General features: G+C 48.3%; 26 protein-coding genes. 15 read left to right on the top strand and 11 right to left on the bottom strand.

Features of this window, described 5'->3' with window-relative positions; translation table 11 throughout:
• On the bottom strand, positions 1-1,068 hold the full coding sequence (locus tag VJ249_00145; GenBank protein HKZ92976.1) for an inositol-3-phosphate synthase: 1,068 nt from the start codon (positions 1,066-1,068) through the stop codon (positions 1-3).
• A 118-nt stretch (positions 1,069-1,186) separates the two neighbouring features.
• Between VJ249_00145 and VJ249_00140 the strand changes: the two genes are divergently transcribed.
• Complete coding sequence (locus VJ249_00140) at positions 1,187-1,417, top strand: hypothetical protein (GenBank protein HKZ92975.1); 231 nt, start codon at positions 1,187-1,189, stop codon at positions 1,415-1,417.
• Between the two features lie 8 nt (positions 1,418-1,425).
• On the opposite strand, the gene VJ249_00135 is transcribed toward VJ249_00140, so the two are convergent.
• Positions 1,426-2,496: a DUF917 domain-containing protein gene (locus tag VJ249_00135; protein HKZ92974.1), complete on the bottom strand. Its 1,071-nt coding sequence runs from the start codon at positions 2,494-2,496 to the stop codon at positions 1,426-1,428.
• Between the two features lie 178 nt (positions 2,497-2,674).
• On the opposite strand from VJ249_00135, the gene VJ249_00130 reads away from it, so the two are divergent.
• Both VJ249_00130 and VJ249_00125 read left to right on the top strand, forming a co-directional pair.
• Complete coding sequence (locus VJ249_00130; protein HKZ92973.1) at positions 2,675-3,487, top strand: DUF362 domain-containing protein; 813 nt, start codon at positions 2,675-2,677, stop codon at positions 3,485-3,487.
• 130 nt (positions 3,488-3,617) lie between these two features.
• The gene (locus tag VJ249_00125) at positions 3,618-5,147 is read left to right on the top strand and encodes a glycine--tRNA ligase (GenBank protein ID HKZ92972.1); all 1,530 of its coding nucleotides are present in this window, start codon (positions 3,618-3,620) and stop codon (positions 5,145-5,147) included.
• On the opposite strand, the gene VJ249_00120 is transcribed toward VJ249_00125, so the two are convergent.
• Positions 5,137-5,844, bottom strand: coding sequence for an HAD family hydrolase (locus VJ249_00120; GenBank protein HKZ92971.1), 708 nt, complete (start codon positions 5,842-5,844; stop codon positions 5,137-5,139). The two genes, VJ249_00125 and VJ249_00120, sit on opposite strands and share 11 nt — an antisense overlap.
• Positions 5,845-5,983: 139 nt before the next feature.
• Between VJ249_00120 and VJ249_00115 the strand changes: the two genes are divergently transcribed.
• A complete protein-coding gene (locus VJ249_00115) occupies positions 5,984-6,643 on the top strand; it encodes a DUF47 family protein (protein ID HKZ92970.1) in 660 nt (219 codons plus the stop codon).
• Between the two features lie 20 nt (positions 6,644-6,663).
• Complete coding sequence (endA, locus tag VJ249_00110) at positions 6,664-7,224, top strand: tRNA-intron lyase (protein ID HKZ92969.1); 561 nt, start codon at positions 6,664-6,666, stop codon at positions 7,222-7,224.
• A 23-nt stretch (positions 7,225-7,247) separates the two neighbouring features.
• Here endA and VJ249_00105 read toward each other — a convergent pair whose 3' ends face one another.
• The 4 genes from VJ249_00105 to VJ249_00090 all read right to left on the bottom strand — a co-directional run bounded on the left by VJ249_00105 (position 7,248) and on the right by VJ249_00090 (position 11,102).
• Positions 7,248-8,351 (bottom strand): MFS transporter, encoded by a 1,104-nt coding sequence (locus VJ249_00105; protein HKZ92968.1) that lies wholly within the window; start codon positions 8,349-8,351, stop codon positions 7,248-7,250.
• A gap of 115 nt (positions 8,352-8,466) precedes the next feature.
• Positions 8,467-8,706, bottom strand: a complete 240-nt coding sequence (locus tag VJ249_00100; protein HKZ92967.1) for an Lrp/AsnC ligand binding domain-containing protein — start codon at positions 8,704-8,706, stop codon at positions 8,467-8,469.
• A gap of 69 nt (positions 8,707-8,775) precedes the next feature.
• On the bottom strand, positions 8,776-9,852 hold the full coding sequence (gene dinB, locus VJ249_00095; protein ID HKZ92966.1) for a DNA polymerase IV: 1,077 nt from the start codon (positions 9,850-9,852) through the stop codon (positions 8,776-8,778).
• A 17-nt stretch (positions 9,853-9,869) separates the two neighbouring features.
• Complete coding sequence (locus tag VJ249_00090) at positions 9,870-11,102, bottom strand: class I tRNA ligase family protein (GenBank protein ID HKZ92965.1); 1,233 nt, start codon at positions 11,100-11,102, stop codon at positions 9,870-9,872.
• Between the two features lie 136 nt (positions 11,103-11,238).
• On the opposite strand from VJ249_00090, the gene VJ249_00085 reads away from it, so the two are divergent.
• A complete protein-coding gene (locus tag VJ249_00085) occupies positions 11,239-11,955 on the top strand; it encodes an SDR family NAD(P)-dependent oxidoreductase (protein ID HKZ92964.1) in 717 nt (238 codons plus the stop codon).
• Between the two features lie 51 nt (positions 11,956-12,006).
• Positions 12,007-12,453, top strand: coding sequence for a demethoxyubiquinone hydroxylase family protein (locus VJ249_00080; GenBank protein ID HKZ92963.1), 447 nt, complete (start codon positions 12,007-12,009; stop codon positions 12,451-12,453).
• Positions 12,454-12,508: 55 nt separating this feature from the next.
• Here the strand turns inward: VJ249_00080 and VJ249_00075 are convergent, their stop codons facing one another.
• On the bottom strand, positions 12,509-13,399 hold the full coding sequence (locus VJ249_00075) for a radical SAM protein (GenBank protein ID HKZ92962.1): 891 nt from the start codon (positions 13,397-13,399) through the stop codon (positions 12,509-12,511).
• Between the two features lie 82 nt (positions 13,400-13,481).
• Between VJ249_00075 and VJ249_00070 the strand changes: the two genes are divergently transcribed.
• From VJ249_00070 to tusB, 3 genes are read left to right on the top strand one after another with little or no spacing between them, the layout of a single operon-like run.
• Positions 13,482-13,814 carry a DsrE family protein gene (locus VJ249_00070; protein ID HKZ92961.1) on the top strand — a complete coding sequence of 111 codons (333 nt, stop codon included), beginning with the start codon at positions 13,482-13,484 and terminating at the stop codon, positions 13,812-13,814.
• Positions 13,815-13,835: 21 nt separating this feature from the next.
• The gene (locus VJ249_00065; GenBank protein ID HKZ92960.1) at positions 13,836-14,195 is read left to right on the top strand and encodes a DsrE family protein; all 360 of its coding nucleotides are present in this window, start codon (positions 13,836-13,838) and stop codon (positions 14,193-14,195) included.
• 15 nt (positions 14,196-14,210) lie between these two features.
• Positions 14,211-14,522, top strand: coding sequence for a sulfurtransferase complex subunit TusB (gene tusB / locus VJ249_00060; GenBank protein ID HKZ92959.1), 312 nt, complete (start codon positions 14,211-14,213; stop codon positions 14,520-14,522).
• On the opposite strand, the gene VJ249_00055 is transcribed toward tusB, so the two are convergent.
• Together VJ249_00055 and tsaA are read right to left on the bottom strand one after the other, a co-directional pair.
• Positions 14,519-14,755, bottom strand: coding sequence for a hypothetical protein (locus VJ249_00055; protein HKZ92958.1), 237 nt, complete (start codon positions 14,753-14,755; stop codon positions 14,519-14,521). The two genes, tusB and VJ249_00055, sit on opposite strands and share 4 nt — an antisense overlap.
• Positions 14,756-14,765: 10 nt before the next feature.
• Entirely contained in the window at positions 14,766-15,263 is a 498-nt protein-coding gene (tsaA, locus tag VJ249_00050; GenBank protein ID HKZ92957.1) for a tRNA (N6-threonylcarbamoyladenosine(37)-N6)-methyltransferase TrmO, read from the bottom strand.
• A gap of 106 nt (positions 15,264-15,369) precedes the next feature.
• Between tsaA and VJ249_00045 the strand changes: the two genes are divergently transcribed.
• From VJ249_00045 to VJ249_00035, 3 genes are read left to right on the top strand one after another with little or no spacing between them, the layout of a single operon-like run.
• Positions 15,370-17,043, top strand: a complete 1,674-nt coding sequence (locus tag VJ249_00045) for an FAD-binding protein (GenBank protein ID HKZ92956.1) — start codon at positions 15,370-15,372, stop codon at positions 17,041-17,043.
• 1 nt (position 17,044) lies between these two features.
• A complete protein-coding gene (locus VJ249_00040; protein ID HKZ92955.1) occupies positions 17,045-17,998 on the top strand; it encodes a 2Fe-2S iron-sulfur cluster-binding protein in 954 nt (317 codons plus the stop codon).
• Entirely contained in the window at positions 17,995-18,864 is an 870-nt protein-coding gene (locus VJ249_00035) for a CoB--CoM heterodisulfide reductase iron-sulfur subunit B family protein (GenBank protein HKZ92954.1), read from the top strand. The genes VJ249_00040 and VJ249_00035 overlap by 4 nt, the downstream gene beginning before the upstream one ends.
• Here the strand turns inward: VJ249_00035 and VJ249_00030 are convergent.
• Positions 18,836-20,215, bottom strand: a complete 1,380-nt coding sequence (locus VJ249_00030; GenBank protein ID HKZ92953.1) for a cation diffusion facilitator family transporter — start codon at positions 20,213-20,215, stop codon at positions 18,836-18,838. The genes VJ249_00035 and VJ249_00030 overlap by 29 nt on opposite strands.
• A 111-nt stretch (positions 20,216-20,326) precedes the next feature.
• On the opposite strand from VJ249_00030, the gene asnS reads away from it, so the two are divergent.
• Positions 20,327-21,610, top strand: coding sequence for an asparagine--tRNA ligase (gene asnS / locus VJ249_00025; GenBank protein HKZ92952.1), 1,284 nt, complete (start codon positions 20,327-20,329; stop codon positions 21,608-21,610).
• Between the two features lie 62 nt (positions 21,611-21,672).
• The coding region (locus tag VJ249_00020) for an L-threonylcarbamoyladenylate synthase (protein HKZ92951.1) at positions 21,673-22,386 on the top strand (714 nt) is incomplete at its 3' end.

Here is a 22,386-nt window from a genome sequence, read left to right as displayed (position 1 = left end):
CTAGCGCTCTCTTTTCCCCAAAATGAACTCGTTAAGCCACTGCTCAGAGACTTCCAACGTTGAAGGCTCTAGTGGATGCTTGAAAGCGTAAGCTGAAACGCTTGTGAGAACTCCGCCTATTCGGCGGTCAAGCGCCAACTTCACCGCCCTGACTACATCGAACAACACTGAACCAGCGTTAGGCGCGTCCACCGTGCTCAAGCGCAAATCAAGTAGCATAGGCACCTTGCCAAAATACGAGCCCTTAATCCAGAAGAAGCTGTCACGCCGGTTCTCCAAGAAGTCAACGTAATCCGTTGAACCAGCGACTACTGAAGCTTTGTAGGGCAGCACGGATTCAACCGACTGAGTTTTGACTGTGCGCTTCAATTCGCGCGTGCGATCTAAGGTGTCCAAGGATTCGGTTCCACCGCCCACGTCCAGTTGATATGTTTCGTTTATGCGCACGCCTTGCTCAGACAGCAACTTCAGCAGCGTCTTATGCACAGCAGTCGACCCGACTTGATCAGCCAAGTCGTCGCCGACCAGAGGCAAATCGGCTTTCTCGAAGCGTTCAGCCCAATCCTTGCTGCTTGCAATGAACACAGGTGTGGCGTTAACAAAGGCGCAATCTGCCTTCAAAGCTTGGCCAGCATACCATTCTGTGGCTTTGACGGCGCCGCTTGGCAAAAGATCAACCAAAATCTCAGCTTTGCTATGTTTCAACTCTTTTGCCACATCAGCCTCAGGCTGCGTGCTCTCCTTGACGATTTTCTTCACAAGTGGTCCAACACCGTCCAGCGCGGGACCTTTCAGCACGGGCACTTCAAGTTTGGGTACGTTGGCAAACCTCAATGTGTTGTTGGGCTTGGAGAAAATGGCTGAGGACAGGTCTTTGCCCACCTTGCGGGCTTCAATATCGAAAGCGCAGACAAACTCGACGTCTCTTGGGTGATACCCGCCAAGGAACAGGCGTCTCAGTCCCAATGCTTGTTCTTCCTTCTCTGCCTCTGCATAGTGGTTTGCACCTTGAACAAAGGCTGAGGCGCAGTTTCCAACGCCTGCCAAGGCAACACGGATCTTAGACATGAAATAGGCTCCTGCAGATCAAGTTTAAGCACGTATTGTATTCGTCTTTGCTCAAAAACTTGCTGTCTCAACCGCCTTAAATACGTGGACGCTTTGCTGAAGACTTGGTGCGGGCTAGTTGAGCGAGCGAAAAGCGTGGCTTGACGTAGCAATGGTCAAATGCCCAAGTTGCGGACGCTATTATGCTGACGCATCATGGTATGTTGTTGAAATCGGCTCCGACATTGAGTGCGGCACCTGTCACGAAACCTTCAACACTAAGAAGCATGCAGTTGACCGCTTCATTCTTGAACTCACCTTGAACGAAAGAGAGAAAGCCGACAAAGCAGAAATCAAGAAGCACTTCTAGTCTCGTTTTTATTTGGCTAAGTGCTCAATAGGCACGTAACGCTCGTTTATTCCCGACCTTGTCAAGACTTCCTGCCACAGCTCCAGCCCTTCTCGACTTCGCCACTTTGCCGGCGTTGGAATGCCGATTACAATCAATCTGTCGTCTTTCTTTATCTTCTCAGCTGTGACGCCATTGCAGGTTTCAGATTTCACTGCAGTGATGATGTCTGGAGCCAATGCAGCAAGTTTTCCATCCCTGTGAGCGACCAAAAACTCATTCTTTGCCTTCAAAGTGAAGGAAGATCCCTTGCTTTCATTTGCTCCATCTAGTTTCAGCGTAGTCCATGTGAACCCACCTTTGGTTTCACGCTCTGCACTGGTTACGACACCCTCGAAAAGAGAGAATCCCTTTGTCTCCTTCAAGGCGGCTTTCAAGGGGTCAACTGCCTTTCTAAGCAACATGCCTATCCTAATCGACATTGACAACGTGTTCTGAACGGGTGAGGTTTTCACTTGTTTACCTGTCAAAATTCGGCGGGCAGTATACGCCATCTGGTTCCACTCGGCTGCAAGGACTCGAGTAATTCTCTCGGCTTCTCTCAAATCACGTGTCTGTTTTATCAAAACTATGTTTTCGGCGTCAAGGTCTGCAACCGCCATTGGCGCTAAAGGGATATTGTCAAGCGTGTACACTTTGAGGTGCACCTCCGGCACAGCCCTTCCAGCGCCGTCTGCGTCAACTACGGGAATGCCGAGCCGCGCTGCAACATCAACAGCTGCCAAAGTGTTGAATCCGCCTAACTCTACAGGAATAACCGCGAACGCTTTCTTGCCCACGAACGCTTCAAGTGTTTTCATAGTCTTGACTGCAGCATCGCTGTGGTATGCAACGTTTGAGGTGGCGCCGACACACGCAAAATTGATGACAATCTCGTTGTCTGGAACCTCTTTCGGATCGATAAACTGAACTGGGCAGCGGGTCTCAAGCAGCCTCTCCACTATGCTTAGACCTACCTGTGGATCGCCTCCTCCACCAGATGAGAATATGGCAGCTCCTTCAACTAAATCTGTCAAGTCTTGTGGTGCAAGCGTTTTCACTTTTTTGGCACTTCCGCTTCACGCAGATTCGTTGTCATTTTTCCAATTCTGCCAACTAGCACATAGATTTGCTTTTTGGCAATAAGACCAATCTGACGTCGAGACTCTTCGATTTAGCCATTGGAAACGCTTATGTTGCAGGCAACGCACGAGAGAAGTCTTACCTTGGTGACAAGTCATGGGTTCGAAAGTTGCTGTGGTCAATCTGGAGCAAGGGGCAGAACAAGCGTTCAAAGAAGCGTTGAAGCTTGCTGGTAAGATAGACGACCTGAGCACTCCTAAACGGTCAGTCGTTATCAAGGTAGGCATCTTTGATCCCAAAGCAGACCATCACACTTCCGTTGACATAACAAATGCAATCATCAAGAGTTTTGACAAAGCTCCAAAAATATACGTTGCCGAATCTGACAATTACAGAGGCACTGGTTCAGAAAGGCTGCAAAAATGGAAATCGCTGTTCTCTAAACGCGTCGTGCCGTTCAACCTGTCAGAGGACACAAACACGAAACAAGTGAAGATAGCCGATGAGAAAATAGCGTTATCGCACGTGCTCTTCAAGCCCAACGTCCTCGTGAGCACTCATGTTTTGCGCACCTTTGACCAAGGAAGCGTTCTAAAAAACCTGTTAGGCATGATTCCAGATCGGAAGAAGGCTAGATTTCACAAGAAGCTGGGAGCGACGCTGATGGACGTTTACGAGGCAATAGGCGGAATTGATCTGGCGGTTCTAGATGGCACTTACATCGCGTTAGGCGTAGCCCCAAAAGCGAAGCGAATAGCCACAAACGTTCTTCTAGTTAGCAGGGACGCCGTGGCAGTGGAAGTAGTCGGCGCAACTCTTGCAGGCTTGAAACCCGAAAAAGTCCCGGTTATACACGAAGCAATGAAAAGAGGCACAGGCGAAAGCAACATCGACAAAATAGAAATCGCTGGAACATCGCTGGAGAGTCTCAGCGAGAAATTCCGTCAACTGATTGCCCAAAAGAGCTAAGGCTTTGTGATCTTGTCTATTTTCCTGAATAACATTCTGCAGCATTAGCCATAGTGATACGAGACAATTTTATTATTCAGGAGCACCTAAGGGTCTGTAAATCCATCCACATCAGCAGGGGAGCACTCATTTGCTAAACACCGAGAAGGCCGATAGGATAATAGAACTCGCAAAGCGTCGAGGCCTTTTCTGGCCGTCGTACGAAATCTACGGCGGCGTCAGCGGCTTCGTCACTTTTGGTCCATTAGGCGCCGTCTTGAAACGTCGAATTGAAGACAAATTCCGTGAGTTTTACACGCGTCCTCTAGGCATCTTGGAAATCGAGTCGTCTGTGATTCTACCATCAAAAGTGTTTGAAGCCTCCGGGCATGTGGAGCATTTCAAGGAACCCTTAGCCGAATGTGTTAACTGCAAGCGGAAATTCCGAGCAGACCACTTACTACAAGAACAGGCAAAGATGAGCGACACAGAAACCGAGAAACTCAACCTCACAGAACTGAAAATCGAAATCGACAAACGAAAGGCGCGTTGCCCCGAATGCGGCGGAGTTCTCGGCGAACCCAAATATTTCATGACCATGTTCACCACAACCATTGGACCCTACTCCGACGCCGTTGGGTATGGGCGACCTGAAGCCGCTCAAAGCATATTCGTGGAGTTTAGACGTCTCTGGGAATTAGCTCGCGAGCGATTACCCTTCGGCGTAGCCCAAATCGGGCACGCTTTGAGGAATGAGATTTCGCCTAGACAGGGTCCGATAAGGCTTCGTGAGTTCACCATTATGGATGTTGAATTCTTCTTTGACCCGGAGGAACCCCACTGCACTCAGTTGAAGGATATTGAAAACGAAACTTTGCAGCTGGTGCGCGCTGAAGCCAAATTGAAAGGCGAAAAAGAACCCATAACCGTCACAGTCAAGGAAGCTCTTCAGAAAGGATACATCAAAGCCGAGTGGCAAGCCTACTTCATGGCTCTCGCTAAACGCTTCCTGAAAGAACTCGGCGTCCCTGATGAAAAGCAGCGATTTATGGAGAAACTCGACTGGGAACGCGCTCACTATTCAGCGCAGAGCTTTGATCAGGAAATCTGTTTGGAGCGCTGGGGCTGGACAGAGGTGTCTGGACATGCATACCGCACGGACTATGATTTGAAGAAGCACATGGATGCTAGCGGCGTCGACATGCAAACGTTCAAAGAAGGCAGAAGATTCATTCCACACGTGGTTGAGCCTAGCTTCGGCTCCGATCGCCTTGCTTACATAGTGGTTGAATACGCGTATCAAGCGAAGAAAGATCGGGCTGTGCTCAGTTTTCCAAGAGAGTTATCGCCTGTGCAAGTCGGCGTCTATCCTTTAGTTAGTAAAGACGGGTTGCCCGAAAAAGCGCAGCAACTCCATCAAACATTGCTCAAAGAAGGGTTCACTGTTGAGTATGATGAATCCGGCTCAATTGGACGCCGATACGCCCGGGCGGATGAAGCAGGCACACCGTTAGGCGTAACGATTGACTACGATACATTCAAGGACGATGCAGTTACGATACGCGACCGAGACTCATGGAAGCAAGTTCGAACGCCAATAAGTCAACTTGCGGATCTGCTTAGAGACTATTTCCTTCACAAGAAAGAGTTTGAGGATTTAGGTCGGCTTGTCAAGAGTTAAATTCTTCTAGAACTGTGAAGATTTCGTCGAGACTTTCAATGGTTCTGACTTCTGAAGGTAGTCTGAGGTAGTTACCGGTGTATAACGTCTGAGTGGGCGAGCCTTTTCGTTTAATTAGAATTGGCACCATGCTCACCTTCTGCGCTCCTAAGTAGTCATTTTCGAAGTTGTCTCCAATGAAAATGGCTTCTCGCGGTCTTACATCAAGCTGTCTGAGCGCGTACTTGAAAGCCGCTGGATGAGGTTTTCTTTTTCCGGTAGTGTTCGCTCCAACCTTCGCTTCGAAGAATCTGCTCAGCCCTGTTTTTGGCAGTATCATCTCGATGTCTTCTTCAAATCCCCCCGTAACTATTCCCAGTTTCAAACGCATATGTCCAAGCCTCTGTAGTGTTTCTTTCACATCTGGATAGGCATAGATCTTGGCGAATTTCCACCATTGAGTATCAATCGCTTCTGCAAGCTCTCTCGCTTCAGGACCTCTAAGACCCAGATGCTTCAGTTGAACCAAGTTCCATTGCGTGTAGAATTCGTGAGCTGAAAGGCCTTCATGTTTCTCGATGTCAAACTCCTTGTTACATTTAACCATGGCCTCTCTGACTTCCTCGACCGGTTTGACCATGCCATGCTCACCCAAGATTCTATGGAGAGTTTCCTCGGGATTTGAATATACCAAGGTGTTTCCAAGGTCGAAAAGCACAGCTTTAATCAATAGCGATCATCTTGACGAGTTCTCAGATTCTAGTTCCACTGATACGTTTCATGTAACATTAATAAGGGTTCACCGCACTCATAGGTCTCAGAACTTACCGCTATCTTACGGTCGGGGGAAGAGGATCATGGTCTTTCCAGTTGAAACAGAAGAGCGCGTGAAACGCAGAGCCTTAAGCCTCTGCCAAGACCATTTGCGAAAGGTTGTGGAAATCACGCGCAAGGTGCCGCAGATCTGCGACGATTTTGTCAAAGGTAACAAAGCTTCGGTGAAGCAACTACACGCCGAGATAAGGAAAGCCGAGGAGGAGGTTGACATCGCCAGGCGAGGGCTGGCGCAGGAATTGGCTGAGATAGGCGCCATACTCATAAGTCGAGAAGACTTTCTACGCTTCACCAGCCTTGTGAGCGAAATCGCCGACTTCTGTGAAGGCATAGCGTTTCGGCTCTTAGAAACCGTTGAGCGAGGCTGGAAAGTGCCTGCAGACGTGAAGAAGGGATTGTGCAGACTGTCTGAAGCTACGTTTGAAACAGTGTCAAAACTCCGAGAGACCACAATGACGCTGAATTATGGTGCAGCTAAAGCGGCGGAGAAAGCCCGCGAGGTTGAGGTTGCCGAAAGAGTTGTAGACGACCTGTACCGCGAGTTGGAAGTCAAAGTTCTCAACAGCCAAATCAAGATTCCTGCTCTTCTTCTCTTAAGGGACGTTTTGATGCTTTTGGAAGATATAGCTGACAAGGCTGAAGATGCCTCAAACGCGGCACGCATCCTAGCTTTCGCCATATAGAAGTAAGGCGACCTACCGAAATGACTGAGCAAACTCAAGCTGAATTTATTGAGAATTTTCTGGTTGTATGGGACACAGCTAAAGGTTCGGAGCTTTACAGGCGGGGCTATTACGGCAAGCCAATTGGCATTCCGAAACCCAAACTCATGGAGTTCAACGTGCCCCTCATCCTAGACCTCATGGAAGGCCTGTACCTAGCTGAAAAAAAGAGCCTACACGTCATAGAAGGTGCTCCGAAGAAGAGAACGGTCAGCTTGGCAAAGTTGAGACAGAGAGCTCGCAAGCTCTACGAAGAGTTTGATCTGAGATACACAGTTTACCGAGACCTCCGCGACCACGGGCTAATTGTCACGCCAGGAATAAAATTCGGCTGCGACTTCGCCGTGTACAAGCGAGGACCAGGTGTTGAGCATGCGCCTTTTATGGTCTCCGTCAGAAAAGCGAACGATAAGATAACTGCCACCGAACTGGTCAAAGCTGGCCGACTTGCAACAACTGTGCGCAAGCGCTTCATAATTGCAGTCCCAGACACTGAGACAGATAAGATTCGGTATCTTATATTCAGATGGTTCAAAGCGTAGCCACAAAAAGCTGCTTGGCGCCTTCAGTCGCTTCTTCTGCCCACAGTGAAAAAGATGAATCCCAAAATCGTCATTATTGTCGCCAAGTACATTGTGGCTCTGAAATCGCCGAATAGTTGAGAAACTGCGCCGCCTATGAGTGCTCCAAACACTTGAGAGACATTTATCACCGAGTTCAAAATGCCTGATGATGTAGCTTTTTCAACGTTGTTTTTCATGAGATAAAGCAGCGAGCCAACATACATGCCGGCCCACGAGCAGGCTAGGAGAACTTGCATGGGCAGAAGATGCAGGAAGTTTTGAGCTAATGTGAACGAGAAGAAGGTCATTATTGCTAGGAGTAGCCCTGCCTTTATCAATTGCTTATCTTGAAATCGGTCGAGGAACAGCATCACAATAAATTGAGTGCCCAAGTTCACAGTGTATATTGCGCCAACCCAGAATTTGTCGCCTCCGAGACTCACGATGTAAAGTGGGTAAATGACCCATATGATGTTGGCGCCAGTGTGCCTAAGCAGATAGGGAACGTAGACGCGCCAGTTTCGCTTCAGCACTTCTTTTGGAAAGAACGGCACATATGGCTTCGGTCCATCAACCTGTTTCATTGTCAATGAGAGAATGAAGGCGATCCAAAAGCAAAGCGAAGATAGGATGAATATCCCGTAGTAAGAAGTGGCTTGGGCTATTACGCCCGCCACAAAGGTTCCCACTGCCCATCCTAATGCACCGACAGATGCGAATCTGCCGAGAGGGCCTGCTGAGTCATATACGTAAACCATCAGGGCGGCTGGAAAAATGCCCAGCGAAAAACCAGCAAGTGCTCTTATCAAGGCTAGCAGTGGCGTGTTAGCCAAAAAGGGGAATGCGAAATTCGGATCTGTCAAGGTCTGCAAAAGGAAGGTCACAGCACTAATTGCCAAGCCTAGATTTATGAAGAATTTTCTGCTGTGGATATCGGATAACCGTCCGAACAGGTACGATGAAATGAACATGGCTAACGCGTAAACTGCCACAACGATTCCTGCGTGGCTTTCAGTTCCGCCTAGATCCTTGGTTAGGTTGGGAATGAATAGAAGTGAAGCTGACAGAGCAACGCCGGATAGGAACTGAATGATGTATGCTTTCAAACTGCCATCTCGGTGATTTGAAGCCCAAGTCAAGAAGCGCTGCGTTAAAAAGGTTTCCGGGAGATGCAGGTTATTGACAAAAAAGGCGAGAGGAGGTAGTAGAACAATGTCCTGCTTATTCTCTGATGGTTGGCGGTATAGCTATCAATGTCTGTGTGCGACGCACGCCCTTTAAGCCTTGGATTTTTTCAAGGATCTTTCCAAGGTCGTCCATTTTCAGGAATTCCACAAAAACCACTGTGTCATATTGTCCCGTTACCGCGTGTGCCTTCTTGACTCCCTTGATCTTAACCGCTGCTTCAGCGACTTCCCAAATCGAGCCCGGCTCAGCGTCTATGAGAACGTATGCTTCCAAATCAGTGTTCCCTCACTCATCTATTTCTGTTTATTTGAGCATAAAAAACTTCAGAAGAGCAGAAGCTAGCTAAATAAGTCTTGTCTGTTTCTCAGCTGAAACTAGGCTGGACACTCGTGCACCGACAAGGCGTATCTTCCGTTCGGGTCGTAGGTAGGGCTGCATAAGTTCATGCGCTGTTTTCTTGAAGTCCTCAAGCCTATTTGTTAGAAACGGCAAGGTCTTGCTGTGAGTGTGGGTTTCGAAGTTTTCGTAACGAACAGTTATCGTGACTGTTTTGAAGAGAACATTATTCTCCTTGGCTTCTTTGTGCACTTCCTCAGATAGTTTGTCAAGAACTTTGAGCACAAAGTCCCAGTCTGATGTGTCTTTTTCGAAAGTGATGTTCCTGCCGATGGACTTGACTTCGCCTTTGAATCCAACTTCGCTAGAATCTAGTCCATGGGCATACAAATACAACTGCGTGCCCATGACTCCGAATTTCTCAGCCAAGACCGAAGGATCGTAACGAGCCAAGTCGCCTATGGATCTGATTCCAAGAGCATTCATTTTGCGAGCGGTTTTCTTGCCCACCCACAGCAGCTTGTCAATATCCAATGGTTCAAGGAATGCTTTAACATCTTTTTCTTCATCCATCGTCAAGCCGTCAGGTTTCTGCATGTCGCTGGCAATCTTAGCCACAAGCTTGTTCGGTCCAATACCGATGGAGCATGTCAAGTCTTCTCTTTCATGAATCTCCTTCCTAATCTGCAACGCCAGTTGCTTAGCTTCCTCGTAGTTTCTAACCTTGGAACTCACGTCAAGGAAGGCCTCGTCAATGCCCCAAGACTCGAACTTGTCGGCAAAGGAGCTCAGAATGCTCATGATCCGCGACGAAACCTGCAAGTATAGAGGAATGTTAACCGGCAGGAAGACAGCAGTTGGACAAAGCCTCCAAGCTTTGGCAATGGGCATGCCCGATTTTATTCCGTATTTTCGCGCTTCATAGTTACATGTGCTGACCACGCCGCGACCTTTTCCGCCCTTTGGATCATGACCTACCACAACAGGTTTGCCCTTCAACTCAGGGCGTAGCTTCTCCTCAACAGCAGCGAAAAACTGGTCCATGTCTACATGGAAGATGATTCTGTGCTGAGGCGCAGTCATCTTTGTGAAATATCTCCTTAGAAGATGATCTGCAGAACTTGATCTATGTCCTTCAGGGCTGCCACTGCCTTTTGTGCGTCTGAGGCGCCTATCTTCCCTCGTTTTGCCAATAGAGTCAGTTTCAAGACTGTTTCGAAAAGAGAGTCAAAAGCATCTTTAACATGAAGGTCGTTGCTCATGTTCGACTCAAAGTCGTTTTTCAGCTTGTCTATCAACGTCTGGGCTTTCCTGTGAGGCTTGCTAGGCGTTGATTTGACTTTCTGAAGCTCGTGAACCATATCCTTGAACTTGTGTAATCGATCGCAGGCTTTCTTGAATTTAGCGAATGTGAAGTTCAGTCTTTTGCGGTAGTAGCCGTTGATGAGGAAGAACCGTATGTGTTGCCATTTGCAGCCTCGTTCAATCAAGTCTTTTGGGTAGACTATGTTGCCCAAGCTTTTCGACATTTTCTTTCCATCAACAAAAAGGTGTTCGCCGTGAAGCCAGAATCTCGCTATCTGCTTGCCTGTAATTGCCTCGGCAATAGCTATCACGTAGTCGTGATGTCGAATCATGTTGTCTACGGCGCCGCAGTAGATGTCTACCCCTAAACCCTGAGTCTGAAGCGCCATAGCTGGATCCTGAACGTTCCAAGCGGGTCTTCCCTTTCCAATATTTGTGTCAAAGTAAACCTTGTCGCCTTTTCGGTAGCCGTGCCAGAGTATGAAGTCGCCGAGATTCCACCGGTTGCCCGGATAGGTGTCTTTATGAAAACGCTTCTTCCTTTTTGGCCAGCGACTCATGTCTAAGCGGAAGAGTTTGCCGAAGTCTTTGAACGTCAAGGCATCATAGTAAACGTTGCCCTTGTGCCAGTAGGCGTAGTCTTGTTTCAACAGTGTCTCGATGATGTGAACAGCTTGGGTTACGCTTGCAGAAGACTTGGCAATATGCTTGGGTTTCTTTGCCCCCAATTTTTTTAATTCGTCTAGGAAAGCTCTGGTGTTGCTTTGTGTCAATTTCCTTAGTGGCATGTTTTGTTTTTTTGCTTCTGCGATGGCTTTGTCTTCAACGTCGGTTATGAAAAGTGTTCGATCCACGCTGTATCCCAAGTATTCAAGGTAGCGTAACAGAATGTCTTCGTAGAGGAAAGTGCGATAGTTACCAATGTGCGGCAGCTGATAAATCGAAGGCCCACAGGTGTAAACACTTACTCTGTTGCCATCTGCTGATTGAAACTCCTCGAGTTTACGAGTCATCGAGTTACATAACATGAGCAAGTAAGGCGTGCACCTGTCTGGTTCGAATATGAGAAGTATGGCTTGGTGTTGTTATAGGTTTTCAGTGTCGCCCAGCGACCACAAGCATGTTAAACGGTGCCCATGGGAGTATTAGCTAAGGCGAATTCAATTGTTGCAGAACAAGGTAGCCCTAGTCACTGGCGCGACTGGAACATTGGGAAGAACCGTTACAAGAATGCTTCTTGAAAACGGGGTTAAGGTTGTCGCAACATATCGAAACAAAGACAAGTTGAACGATCTCTTCAAGTTCGTAGGAGCATTAAAGGAGAATGTGACCGGGATTGAAGCAGACGTTACTCATGAGCAGAGTGTCCAAAGCCTGGTCAAGAAAGCCATAGAGAGGCATGGACGAATAGACTATCTCCTCAACATCGCAGGTGCTTATGCCGGTGGAAGCGACATATCAACCACGGATGAGAGTCAATGGGACTTCATGATGAGCGTCAACCTCAAATCTGCTTTTCTCTGCACCAAAGCCGTTCTGCCTCACATGATGGGACAGAATTATGGCAGAATAGTCAGCGTGTCATCTAGAACGGCAGTGGAGAAAGGTCGTCGCGCCAAATCAGGGGCCTACGCTGTTTCAAAGGCTGGCATCATAATCCTAACGGAGACCATTGCTGAAGAGGTGAGGAACCATAACATAAACGTTAACTGCATAATGCCAAGTACAATTGACACACCCGATAATAGACGGAATTTTCCAAAAGCCGACTTTTCAAAATGGGTTGACCCAAAAGACATAGCCGAAGTCATACTTTTCCTGTTGTCAGACTCGTCGAAAGTGACAAGCGGCGCGTGTATTCCAGTATATGGAAAAGCATAATAGTTGAAACTGGGCAAGTTTGTTATTCAGTCTTGTTGAGGAAATGGTACAATGAGCATTTTACTGACCAAAGAGCAGCGCAAAAAACTGGTTGACGAACTGAACAAAGGCGTAGCACGGGAAATAACAGCTATTGTGCAGTATTCCTACCATCACGTGATGGCTGAAGGCATCAACAGTCCAGCTATATCAGAGATGTTTGAGAAAACAGCCCTCGACGAAATGCAGCATTTGGAGGAGTTCTCAGACAGAATCAATTACTTAGGCGGCGTGCCCACCACAAAGCCGAATCCGATCAAAGTTGGCGGCACACTCGAAAAGATGATCAAAGACGATTTGGCAACCGAGTATGAAGCCATACGATTGTACAAGGCTCAGATTGACATCGCCAGAGAAATCGGCGACACTACGACACGGTTAATGCTTGAAAAAATCCTTGCCACTGAAGAAGAGCATGCTGACAAATGGGAAACACTGCTCAAAATGCGACCCAAGTAAAACCTCAATTCCTCCTCTTTTGTTCTATTTAAGCGCCAGTGCTCGAGGTCAGAGTTTACTTAAGTCCTTCTCCATACATCTGCCCCGGTGCCAACCACTCGGGATACCTTGACCTTAGCTTAAGTCTAGCTTCGTAGCATAAATGGCACGCATCTGCGTAGCTTCGTTTTTGAGACAAACCGAGTCGCTGAACCAAGGCTGCTGGACCGCCTTCCACAAGCCATTTGATAATCGGATGAGATGTCGCATCGTAAGATTGAATGATTTCTGACAAGGGCTTCTCCCAACAGTTTCCAATGGCGAGTCCTTGGCATACATGGATGTATCCAAGCGGGTCTACGTGTACTCTCTCGGGAGCAGTTAAATTCTCGTGTGGGCACTTGTTGAATTCTAACCAGGGCTTTCTGGGAGCGCCCTTCAGCAGTTTCTTGGCTGCTCTCCCTCGGTACAAGAGTTCGCTGGCGCCGCCGGGCAGTTCCGCAAGTTTCGGCGGCATTTCTGTGGTGGCCATTATTCCAACAGGTATGTTGAGTTTTTTAGCTGCTAGAACACCGTTTTTCACTCTTTCAGCCATCGAATCTTCTCCATGATAGTTATCGCTGCTCAACCCTAGGCTAGCGATGGATGACTCTGCTAGTGGGCGTAGCCATTCAACTGCATCCTCAAAACTCGTAGCCCAGTAAGCATTTGACAGCGCCCCAACCTTAAAACCCAGCTTCTTAGCCTCCTCAATTCCCTTAATCAAGGTCCGATAGTAGAGAAAGGGCTCTCCTCCTTCGAACCAAATCATGTCAACCGTTCCCAGTTTCTTTGCTTCTTTAAGCAACTCGCGAATCTGCGTGAGCGTCATGGTTTCAAGGTAACTCGGACTACTCCACACAAAGCAATGGTCGCACTCCTGCGTGCACTGGTACGTCAGGAGAAAGTGTAACCCTTTTAAAACCATAAGGCAGCACCTTCATCCAAATTGTACATGTGGTTAAATATAAGAACAAGAGGCATCTTTCAACTTTCAATAGGGACTCACGATGGCGAAACTCCTCATCATCTTGTTCTCTCCACCCGAGTCTCAGAACACCAACACCGTGTATGCCTTGTCAAAGGCCGCGGTTGAAATGAACCATGAGGTCACTATTTTCTGCGACGTAGACGCCACTTACAATCTCCTAGCAAAGCAAACATCCGCTGGCAAAATCGCTGAGCTAATCAAGGCAGGAGTTCATGTTCATGCTTGCAGAGAAAGCGCAAGGCTCAGAGGCATTGAAACTAAGAGCGATTTTATCGAGGGCGTAGTTGAGAGCAGCTTGGGAAGGTTAGCTGAACTGATGGAGCAGCATGATCGAGTTGTAGCATTTGGATGAGAAACAAGGTGATAAGACACATTGGTAAGTAAGATCCTTCTGGTCATTAAAAGCGCTCCTTACGGAGGGGGAAGGGCAACTGAAGGGCTTCGCATGGCCACCGCCATGATAGCCATGGACGTACTGCCTCAAATTCTATTCGTTGACGATGGAGTTTACTGCCTTGTGAAGAATCAAACACCCGAAACCGTGGGTCTCACGTCATTTGCGGAACGATTGAAAGCAATTGTCGACCTGATCGGTGTTCATGTTCTTTCTGATTCCTTGAATCAAAGAAGCGTGAAGAACGACGACTTGGAAGGCAACTGCAAGGTCAAGACGCTGACACTCGATGAGACAGCAGACTTGTTTGCCCAGTGCGATTCCGTGATAACATTCTAGGAGGAACAATGCCCTATGCTAATCATTCTAAGCAGACCCGCCACAGCCGAAGCCCACGAGTCAATATTCCAGATAGCTGAGAAGCTAAGCAGGAAAGGCGAAAGCATTGCTGTCCTGCATATTCAAGACGCAAGTATTGCTGTCACGATGAAGGAATATTGCGATGAACTTGTGAAAAGCAAGATAGGCGTGTATTCCCTGAAAGCCGATCTTGAAGCAAGAGGATTACTAAAGAAAGTCAACAAAGAGGTCAAACTAATCGATTACAAACAATGGGTCGACCTTCTGATGAACGAGCACAACAGAATCGTTTCATGGACAGGCTAACGTTTTTCCTCAGTCCACCAAATCCATCCTCTGTGCTCAGGCGACAGTTGACCTTTAACCTGACCCTTCAACCTCAACCTATTCAAAAGCACTGGCAAACTGTCAGGACATGAAACCAAGCGCTTTCTGATTTCACCTTCAACATCCCTCGTTGTCAAGGGCTTGCCCGCCGCCTTAAGAACCGACAGAATTAATTCAAAGGATTCCTCATCACTGAGTTTGCGCTCGCTCATAACACTCGCCTCATAATTCATCTGCGCATCGTTTCAAATCAGCTTTTCGAGTCTCAGCCGGTTCTTTCTCCAAGAATTCGAGCCACTTCGGAATTCTTACACTTCCCGGCAGATCTCTGCTGTCCGCGGGCTTCAAGTCCAAGACCGGAGTCTGGTCATGAGCATCCAAACCCTTCACATACAGAATGTTGCCTTTGCGCTCTAGGAGTTCAACCAAGGTTAAGCCTATGGGATCAGGGCGGAGAGCTGTTCGAGTGGCGAAAACGCCAAGCAAAGGCAGATCCGTTCTTCCTCGTGGGTGCACCTTCAGTGCCTTTTCTCGGTCTCTTATCTTATGCATGTAGAATATGACGAATAGGTGAGAGAAATCTTCGACGCCCTCAAGTGCTTCAATCAGATCTTTGCGTATAACGATTCGACAGACTAGGCTTCGATCTTTGACATTTTCGTTTTTTGATGCTCGGCGCACGTAGCCGATGGGGGCCATCTTGATTGATTTTGTTGGCAACTCTCTGGCGCTCCTATCGTTGAATTGCCTGTTGCTGATGAATCAGTGTCATAGCTTTAATAGAGCTTTTCCACTAAATCTTGAGGAAGGGGTTAGGTTTCTCTTCATGATAAAACATGACGTAATTGTGGTTGGAGCCGGACTAGCTGGACTTCGAGCTGCGATTGAAGCCAGAGAAAAAGGCGCAGACGTCGCTGTTCTGTCGAAGCTACACCCAGTGCGCTCGCATTCAGATCAAGCACAGGGCGGAATAAACGCCCCTCTAGGCGAAGACGACAGCTGGGAGAAACACACCTTTGACACAATCAAAGGCAGCGACTACCTAGCCGACCAAGATGCAGTTGAAGTCATGTGCAAAGATGCGCCCAGAGCCATAATTGAACTTGAACACTGGGGCGCACTTTTCACCCGTTTTGACAATGGCAGGATAGCTCAGCGTCCTTTTGGGGGAGCAGGTTTTCCGCGAACGTGTTTTGCCGCTGACAAAACTGGGCATGTGTTGCAGACAACGATTTTTGAACAATCGCGCAAGAACGGCGTTCAGATGTACGAGGAGTGGTTTGCCACTTCACTAGTTGTTGAAGACAATGTCTGCAAGGGATTAACCGCCATCGAAATCGTGACCGGCGAAGTTCATGCTGTCGAAGCCAAGGCTGTTATCTTGGCTGCTGGTGGCGCTGGGCAAGTCTACAACAAGACTTCAAATTCGCTTTCAACAACTGGCGACGGCATTGCCATGGCATATAATGCTGGCATTCCCATTGAAGACATGGAGTTCGTGCAGTTTCATCCCACCACGCTTTATGGTTCTAACATTCTTGTAAGCGAAGGCGCCAGAGGCGAAGGCGGCTACCTAGTCAACGCTCAGGGCGAACGCTTCATGAAAAAGTACGCGCCTGACAAAATGGAGTTAGCTCCCAGAGACATTGTTGCCCGCGCCATAGAAACCGAGATCACAGAAGGCCGAGGCTTCGCAAACGAATACGTGCACTTGGACTTGCGCCATCTGGGTGAGGCAAAAATCAACGAGCGTCTCCCTACGATTCGAGAGTTAGCCATCTACTTTGCGGGAGTCGATCCCGTAAAGGAGCCCATCCCTATTCAGCCAGCGCAACATTACACCATGGGGGGCGTTCCCACAGGTATGAATGGGGTGACGCCAGTTAAAGGGCTCTACGCTGCAGGCGAATGCGCTTGCATAAGCGTCCACGGAGCCAACCGCTTAGGCGGCAACTCTCTGCTCGACACAGTTGTGTTTGGTAAACGAGCTGGAGCAAAAGCGGCAGAATATGCGAAAGAAGCTTCGGCTACCGGTTTTCCTGAGAAACCTCTGCAGAACGAGCAGAAACGCATCGAGACGTTGCTAAATCGCAAAGACGGGGTAAAAGCCTCGGAAATCAAGAGAGCAATGGGCAGCACGATGTTTGACAAAGTAGGCATTTTCAGACAAAAACGCGATGGGGAAACCGCTGTCAAAAACGTAGCGGCCTTGAAGCGTCAGATTGAAACAGTTTCAGTCATGGATTCAAGCCGCAAATTCAACACAAGTTTGATTGAAACCTTGGAACTAGGCTTCGAGCTAGACTTGGCTGAGGTTATTGTAGCTGGCGCCTTGGCGAGGAAGGAAAGCCGAGGGGCTCATCATCGCACTGATTATCCGAAGCGGGACGATGACAAATGGTTGAAGCACACTTTAGCAGTCCGAACTGCCGATGGCCCCAAACTTTCATACAAGCCTGTAACGATCACCCGCTTCAAACCTGAAGCAAGAGGTTACTAAAATGACGGCTCAAGAAGCGGTTTTTCGAATCTTGCGGTACAACCCAGAGAGAGACGCAAGCCGTCGTTATGAAACGTATCGTGTAAAGATCGACAATCGCATGACCGTGCTCGACGCGCTTGAAGACATCAAACACGAACAGGACGCGTCGCTCTCCTTTAGGCGATCGTGTCGAAGCGGCATCTGCGGCTCGTGCGCCATGAAAGTCAACAGCCTCGCTAAGTTGGCGTGCAAGACACGCGTCGTGACTGAAGTGGAAAATCATGGCGAAGTACTGGTTGAACCCATGGACAACATGCCGTTGATTAGAGACCTAGTCGTCGACATGAACGAGTTTTGGCGCGAAATCGATAGAGGAACACCTTGGCTTGAATGGGACAATACCTTAGAAGGCTCAAGCAAAGAAAACCTGCTCACAAACGAACAACAACAGGTTTCAGGAAGATTAGCTGACTGCATAATGTGCGGATGCTGCTTCTCAGACTGCGTTTCAAGGATTTTTGACAAGAACTTCGCGGGTCCAGCGTCTCTGGCAAAAGTTCATCGGCTAGTCGCTGACCCTCGAGACAAAGTTGGAGCAAACAGGGTTCCAGCATTAGTTGGGTTAGGCTTGTGGGCGTGCACGCACTGCTATTTCTGCTGGTCACAATGTCCCAGAGACGTGAGACCAGTGGCTGCAATTTCTGTACTGAGAGCTTTGTCGTTCAAACAAGGTGACGAAAGCCATGGCGCACGCCACGTCAACGCATTTATGAATTCAATTGAACGCACAGGCATGCTCAACGAAGCTACACTGTATTTAAGAACCATGGGCTGGACCACTATCCGCGACTTTGACCTCATCCTGAAGATGGCTGTTAAAGGCAAGGCGCCCTTACCGTTTCCCCGACCTGTGCCCAAAATCGACGAGATTCGCTCAATATTCCGCTTAGCGCATGAGGTGAAAGAGAAGTGAAATACGCATATTATCCAGGCTGCGTTGCCAAATCAACTGCACCCGAACTCTATAACTCTACAGCTTTGATCGCACAGAAACTAGGAATTGAGCTAGTTGAGCTGACGGCGGCATCGTGTTGCGGCGCAGGCGTCACAAACGAAGGCAACTCCTTCCTAAACACCGTGTTGAATGCACGCACCTTTGCCATGGCTGAGAACATGGGCTTGAACATCTTAACGATTTGCAGTACATGTCAGGGCGTCATGCGTCAAGTGCAGTGGCAACTGGACAACGACCCAAAACTGTTCGGGAAGACGAATGAGGCTTTGGCTGAAATCAACATGAAATATCAGGGCAGAGTGAAGATAAAGCATCTTTTGTGGGCGTTGATTGAAGACTACGGGCTGGACAAGCTCGTGCAACAAGTGGTCAAGCCGTTAAAAGGCCTGAAGATTGCGCCATTCTATGGTTGTTACATACTTAGACCAGTTGAAGCATTGCAGTATGAGAGTCATGAGAAACCCACGTCGTTTGAACGGTTGATAACGGCGCTGGGTGGCGAACCAGTCGAATATGACGGTAAGACAAAATGCTGCGGCTTTCCTATATTGTTCGTTCAGCGCAGCACAGCGTTTGAGATGGCTTCCACCTATCTAAACAATGCGAGACAGGCAAAAGCAGACTTGATGGTGACGCCGTGTCCACTCTGCCACATTTCGCTGGACTTGTACCAGAAGAAAGCGCAGAGCCAAGCCGGATTCGACATCAACCTTCCAGTGATACACTTGTCTCAAATGGTTGGCTACGCTCTTGGTTTAGAGCCTGAAAAACTCGGTTTCTCAAAGCATATGATTTCTACGGCGAAGGTTCTGCGTGAATTGTGACTACTGCTTCTTTGAATTTGCCCTTGATCTCGGCTTCAACATGTGAAACCGTGTCGTGCATAGCTTCGACTGAAATGCCTTTGTCAAACACGCAGTCAACGTTAATATAGCGTCTCTTTTCGCTGACGTAGGTTACAACTCTTCTGGCTCTTCTGATATTTGGATGGGCCTCGACTATTTGCCGGATAATCCTCCGTACATCCGCTTCTTCGACTACAAACTCTCGACGTAGGGTGGATGTGAACGGCTCGATGTGAACCGTGACGTTTTCGATGTCTGTGATCTGTCCAGTCAAGTTTGCTTCTATTCGCTCAGCTATGTCATGAGCTTGCTCAATGGGAAGTTGCGGGTCAACCAAAGCGTGCAGTGTGATGTATAACTTGTCTTTAGTATAGACGCTCGTAAGGTTGTGAACTCCTCTGACTCCTTCAACCGCTGTTGCCAAGCCTTCAATCTGTTTGTCAACAGCCCTATCAGCTCCAACTGGCTCTATATGAACCGTCACGGAAGAGTCGCCGTAAAGGCGAGTTATGTTGTTCTCTATCTGTGACGCAACGTCATGTGCCTCAGCCAGTTCCATAGCGCTGGGTACACATATTGTGGTTTCCACGAAAGTTTTGGTGCCAACTTTTCTCACCTTCAAATCTTTGCACATGTGAGCCCCTTTAGTGCCCATGATTTCCTTTCTGATTTCAGCGACTGTGCTTTTCGGTATCTGGTCGCTTAGCTCTGCGCCACTGGTTCGAACGAGTCCAATCGTGAGATAAACTAGCAAAAAGCTCAGGACTATGGAGGCGGTCGCGTCAACTCTATCGTCGACTCCAAGAAAAAGAAGTCCGAAACCCAAGAGTGCGATCATGGTCGATGCGAAGTCTGAAAGTGCATGGTAAAGGCTAGCCTTTATAGTAACGCTGCCTTTATCTCTGCCCCACAGGGTTCCTATTCTGAAAAAATCGACAGCCAACGTGTAAGCAACAGCTGCGAAGCCGATCGGTTCATGGCGTACAAAAGCACTTGCGAAGTAAGTAATTGTATAGATTCGCGTTGCTGCTTCATAGAAAAGGTAGGCCGCCAAGCCGATGAGTGCCACACCTCCGATCAAGCCGCCTATAGGTTCGATTTTGCCGTGTCCGTAGAGATGTTCGTCGTCTGGTGGTTTCATGGAGAGTTTGGTAGTTACGAGAAGAATGAGAGTGGTTACTGTGTCGAGCAGGGCGTGCGCCGAGTCGCCTATTATGGCCAGGCTGTTCGTAATCAGCCCAACCATACCTTCGAAAACTACGACTGTGGCTATGGCGATAAACGAAAGTTGCAGTGCTCTGACGTTGCTGATGCTTTTTCCAATGGACATGCTGTAGTCATCCATAGACATTTTGCGTGGAGATTTAAGGGTTAAGGTCCACTCTGCGGGATAGAGTTTAAAAGTCAAGGGAAAGTAGCATATTGAAGGTCGAGTTAGTTCATGGTCTACACTGTCATAGACAGCATCCTAAGTGGCAAGGTCAAAGGCAAGAAAGTCGAGATGCGTGGATGGGTCTACCGTAAACGTGAAAGCAAGGACACGATTTTTCTCGTGATAAGAGACGCTTCTGGCATCATCCAAACCGTAATCAAGAAGGACAGCCCAGCGTGGGCAGAAGCTGAGAAAGCAACCATAGAATCTGTTATTACCTTGGCTGGGTCTGTCAAATTGGACAAGCGGGCTCCAGGCGGGCATGAAATCGCGGTAGACAAACTAGAAATCATGGGGTTGGCTGAGAATTTCCCTATAGCTAAGGACAAGAGTGAGGAATTTCTCCGAAACGTACGTCACCTGTGGCTGCGAAGCCGCAAAATGAACACCATCATGAAAATACGAAGCGAAGTCTTGAAGTATGTTCATGAGTATTTCGACAAACAAAGGTTTGCTGAGGTTTCTCCGCCCATGTTCATCTCGAGCGCGGTTGAGGGCGGCGCCACGTTGTTCGGTGTAAAATACTTTGACGACGTCATGTATCTAACTCAAAGCGCCCAACTGCATCTAGAAGTCCTGATCTACTCTTTGGAAAAAGTGTACTGTGTGGCACCTTCATTCAGAGCGGAGAAAAGTCGAACGATTAGGCACTTGACAGAGTATTGGCACGTTGAATCGGAAGAAGCTTTCTCAACGATCGATGACCTCATGCGTCTGGAAGAAGGCTTAGTGAGCTTCATTTGCCAGAGTGCTGCACGAAAATGCAAGAAGCATCTCGAAGCGTTGGGATTAGATCCCAAGGAGCTCGCCAAAATCAAGACCCCTTTCCCGAAAATAACTTATGACGAGGCGATTCAGCGATTGCAGAAAGCAGGCTGCCAGATACAGTGGGGAGAAGACTTCGGCTTCAACGAGGAGAAAGTCTTAACGCAAGAGTTTGGGGGGCCAGTGTTTGTGTACAAGTATCCAAAAAAGATCAAGGCGTTCTATGTTAAAGCCTATCCAGACCGACCGGAAACCGTGATGTCTGCAGATCTTCTTGTTCCCCGAATCGGCGAACTGTCAACTGGCGGCGCCCGTGTAGACAGTAAAGAGGAGATGTTAAGGAACCTGCAGGAGTTTGGCTTGCGGCCTGAAGATTACGAATGGTACATCGACCTCAGGCGGTATGGCAGCGTGCCGCACACCGGCTTCGGAATGGGAGTTGAACGCCTATTAGCTTGGATGCTTAACCTAGAAAGCGTATTTGACTCCATCCCCTTCCCACGCACAACACGAAGATCACATCCGTAGGCTTCGCAACGCTTTTGGGAGTTTTTGGCTAGACGATGCCTGTTTCTGGCGAAAGAACTGCCTTGAAACGGAAGAGTGTTGGGAGAAAGGTAAAGGGCACGCTTTGGGTCAAAGTCAACTCTGAAAAACCTCAAGCCGAAATCATCCAAATTGCGGCGAAAATGATCAGAGCAGGCGGCTTGGTAGCTTTTCCAACTGAGACAGTATATGGACTCGGTGCTGATGCCTTGAACCCAGTTGCGGTAGCTAAGATATTCAAGGCAAAAGAGCGTCCAGCAGACAATCCGATAATAGTTCACGTCGCCAACAAAAAAGACGTGTACAAATTGGCAAGTGATGTTCCAGACGTTGCGGAGAAACTGATGACTGAATTTTGGCCTGGGCCTCTAACTTTGATTTTGAAGCGATCGAGTCTAGTGCCAGATATAACCGTTGTGGGCTTAGACACCATTGGGATCAGGATGCCACGCAACAAGGTAGCCCTTGCTCTCATCAAGGAATCAGGCACTCCCATTGCAGCCCCCAGCGCAAACCTAGCTGGCAAACCAAGTCCAACTGAGGCGCAACACGTGATCAATGACCTTGCCGGAAGAATCTACATCGTGTTAGATGCAGGACCCACCAAAATCGGCGTCGAATCAACCGTCATCGACATGACAACTCCAATCCCCAAGATTCTGCGACCTGGAGGCATATCCTACGAGAAACTGAAGAGTGTTATAGGCAGCGTTGAGTTACACCCCATTGCGGTGGCGGAAAAGAAAATGCGGTTGACG

The organism is Candidatus Bathyarchaeia archaeon (assembly GCA_035283685.1).
Taxonomy (GTDB): domain Archaea; phylum Thermoproteota; class Bathyarchaeia; order Bathyarchaeales; family Bathyarchaeaceae; genus DATETJ01.
The sequence above is the reverse complement of the archived record's forward strand: the minus strand, read 5'-3'. Positions and strand labels throughout refer to the sequence as shown.

Excerpts from the sequence above, each read along its gene's own strand:
- VJ249_00055 (HKZ92958.1), bottom strand. The coding sequence starts at position 14,755 with ATGAGCGAGCGCAAACTCAGTGATGAGGAATCCTTTGAATTAATTCTG.
- VJ249_00145 (HKZ92976.1), bottom strand. The coding sequence starts at position 1,068 with ATGTCTAAGATCCGTGTTGCCTTGGCAGGCGTTGGAAACTGCGCCTCA.
- VJ249_00040 (HKZ92955.1), top strand. The coding sequence starts at position 17,045 with ATGACGGCTCAAGAAGCGGTTTTTCGAATCTTGCGGTACAACCCAGAG.
- VJ249_00030 (HKZ92953.1), bottom strand. The coding sequence starts at position 20,215 with ATGTCCATTGGAAAAAGCATCAGCAACGTCAGAGCACTGCAACTTTCG.
- VJ249_00075 (HKZ92962.1), bottom strand. The coding sequence starts at position 13,399 with ATGGTTTTAAAAGGGTTACACTTTCTCCTGACGTACCAGTGCACGCAG.
- VJ249_00045 (HKZ92956.1), top strand. The coding sequence starts at position 15,370 with ATGATAAAACATGACGTAATTGTGGTTGGAGCCGGACTAGCTGGACTT.
- dinB (HKZ92966.1), bottom strand. The coding sequence starts at position 9,852 with ATGACTGCGCCTCAGCACAGAATCATCTTCCATGTAGACATGGACCAG.
- endA (HKZ92969.1), top strand. The coding sequence starts at position 6,664 with ATGACTGAGCAAACTCAAGCTGAATTTATTGAGAATTTTCTGGTTGTA.
- tusB (HKZ92959.1), top strand. The coding sequence starts at position 14,211 with ATGCTAATCATTCTAAGCAGACCCGCCACAGCCGAAGCCCACGAGTCA.
- VJ249_00130 (HKZ92973.1), top strand. The coding sequence starts at position 2,675 with ATGGGTTCGAAAGTTGCTGTGGTCAATCTGGAGCAAGGGGCAGAACAA.
- asnS (HKZ92952.1), top strand. The coding sequence starts at position 20,327 with ATGGTCTACACTGTCATAGACAGCATCCTAAGTGGCAAGGTCAAAGGC.
- VJ249_00080 (HKZ92963.1), top strand. The coding sequence starts at position 12,007 with ATGAGCATTTTACTGACCAAAGAGCAGCGCAAAAAACTGGTTGACGAA.
- VJ249_00070 (HKZ92961.1), top strand. The coding sequence starts at position 13,482 with ATGGCGAAACTCCTCATCATCTTGTTCTCTCCACCCGAGTCTCAGAAC.
- VJ249_00090 (HKZ92965.1), bottom strand. The coding sequence starts at position 11,102 with ATGTTATGTAACTCGATGACTCGTAAACTCGAGGAGTTTCAATCAGCA.
- VJ249_00115 (HKZ92970.1), top strand. The coding sequence starts at position 5,984 with ATGGTCTTTCCAGTTGAAACAGAAGAGCGCGTGAAACGCAGAGCCTTA.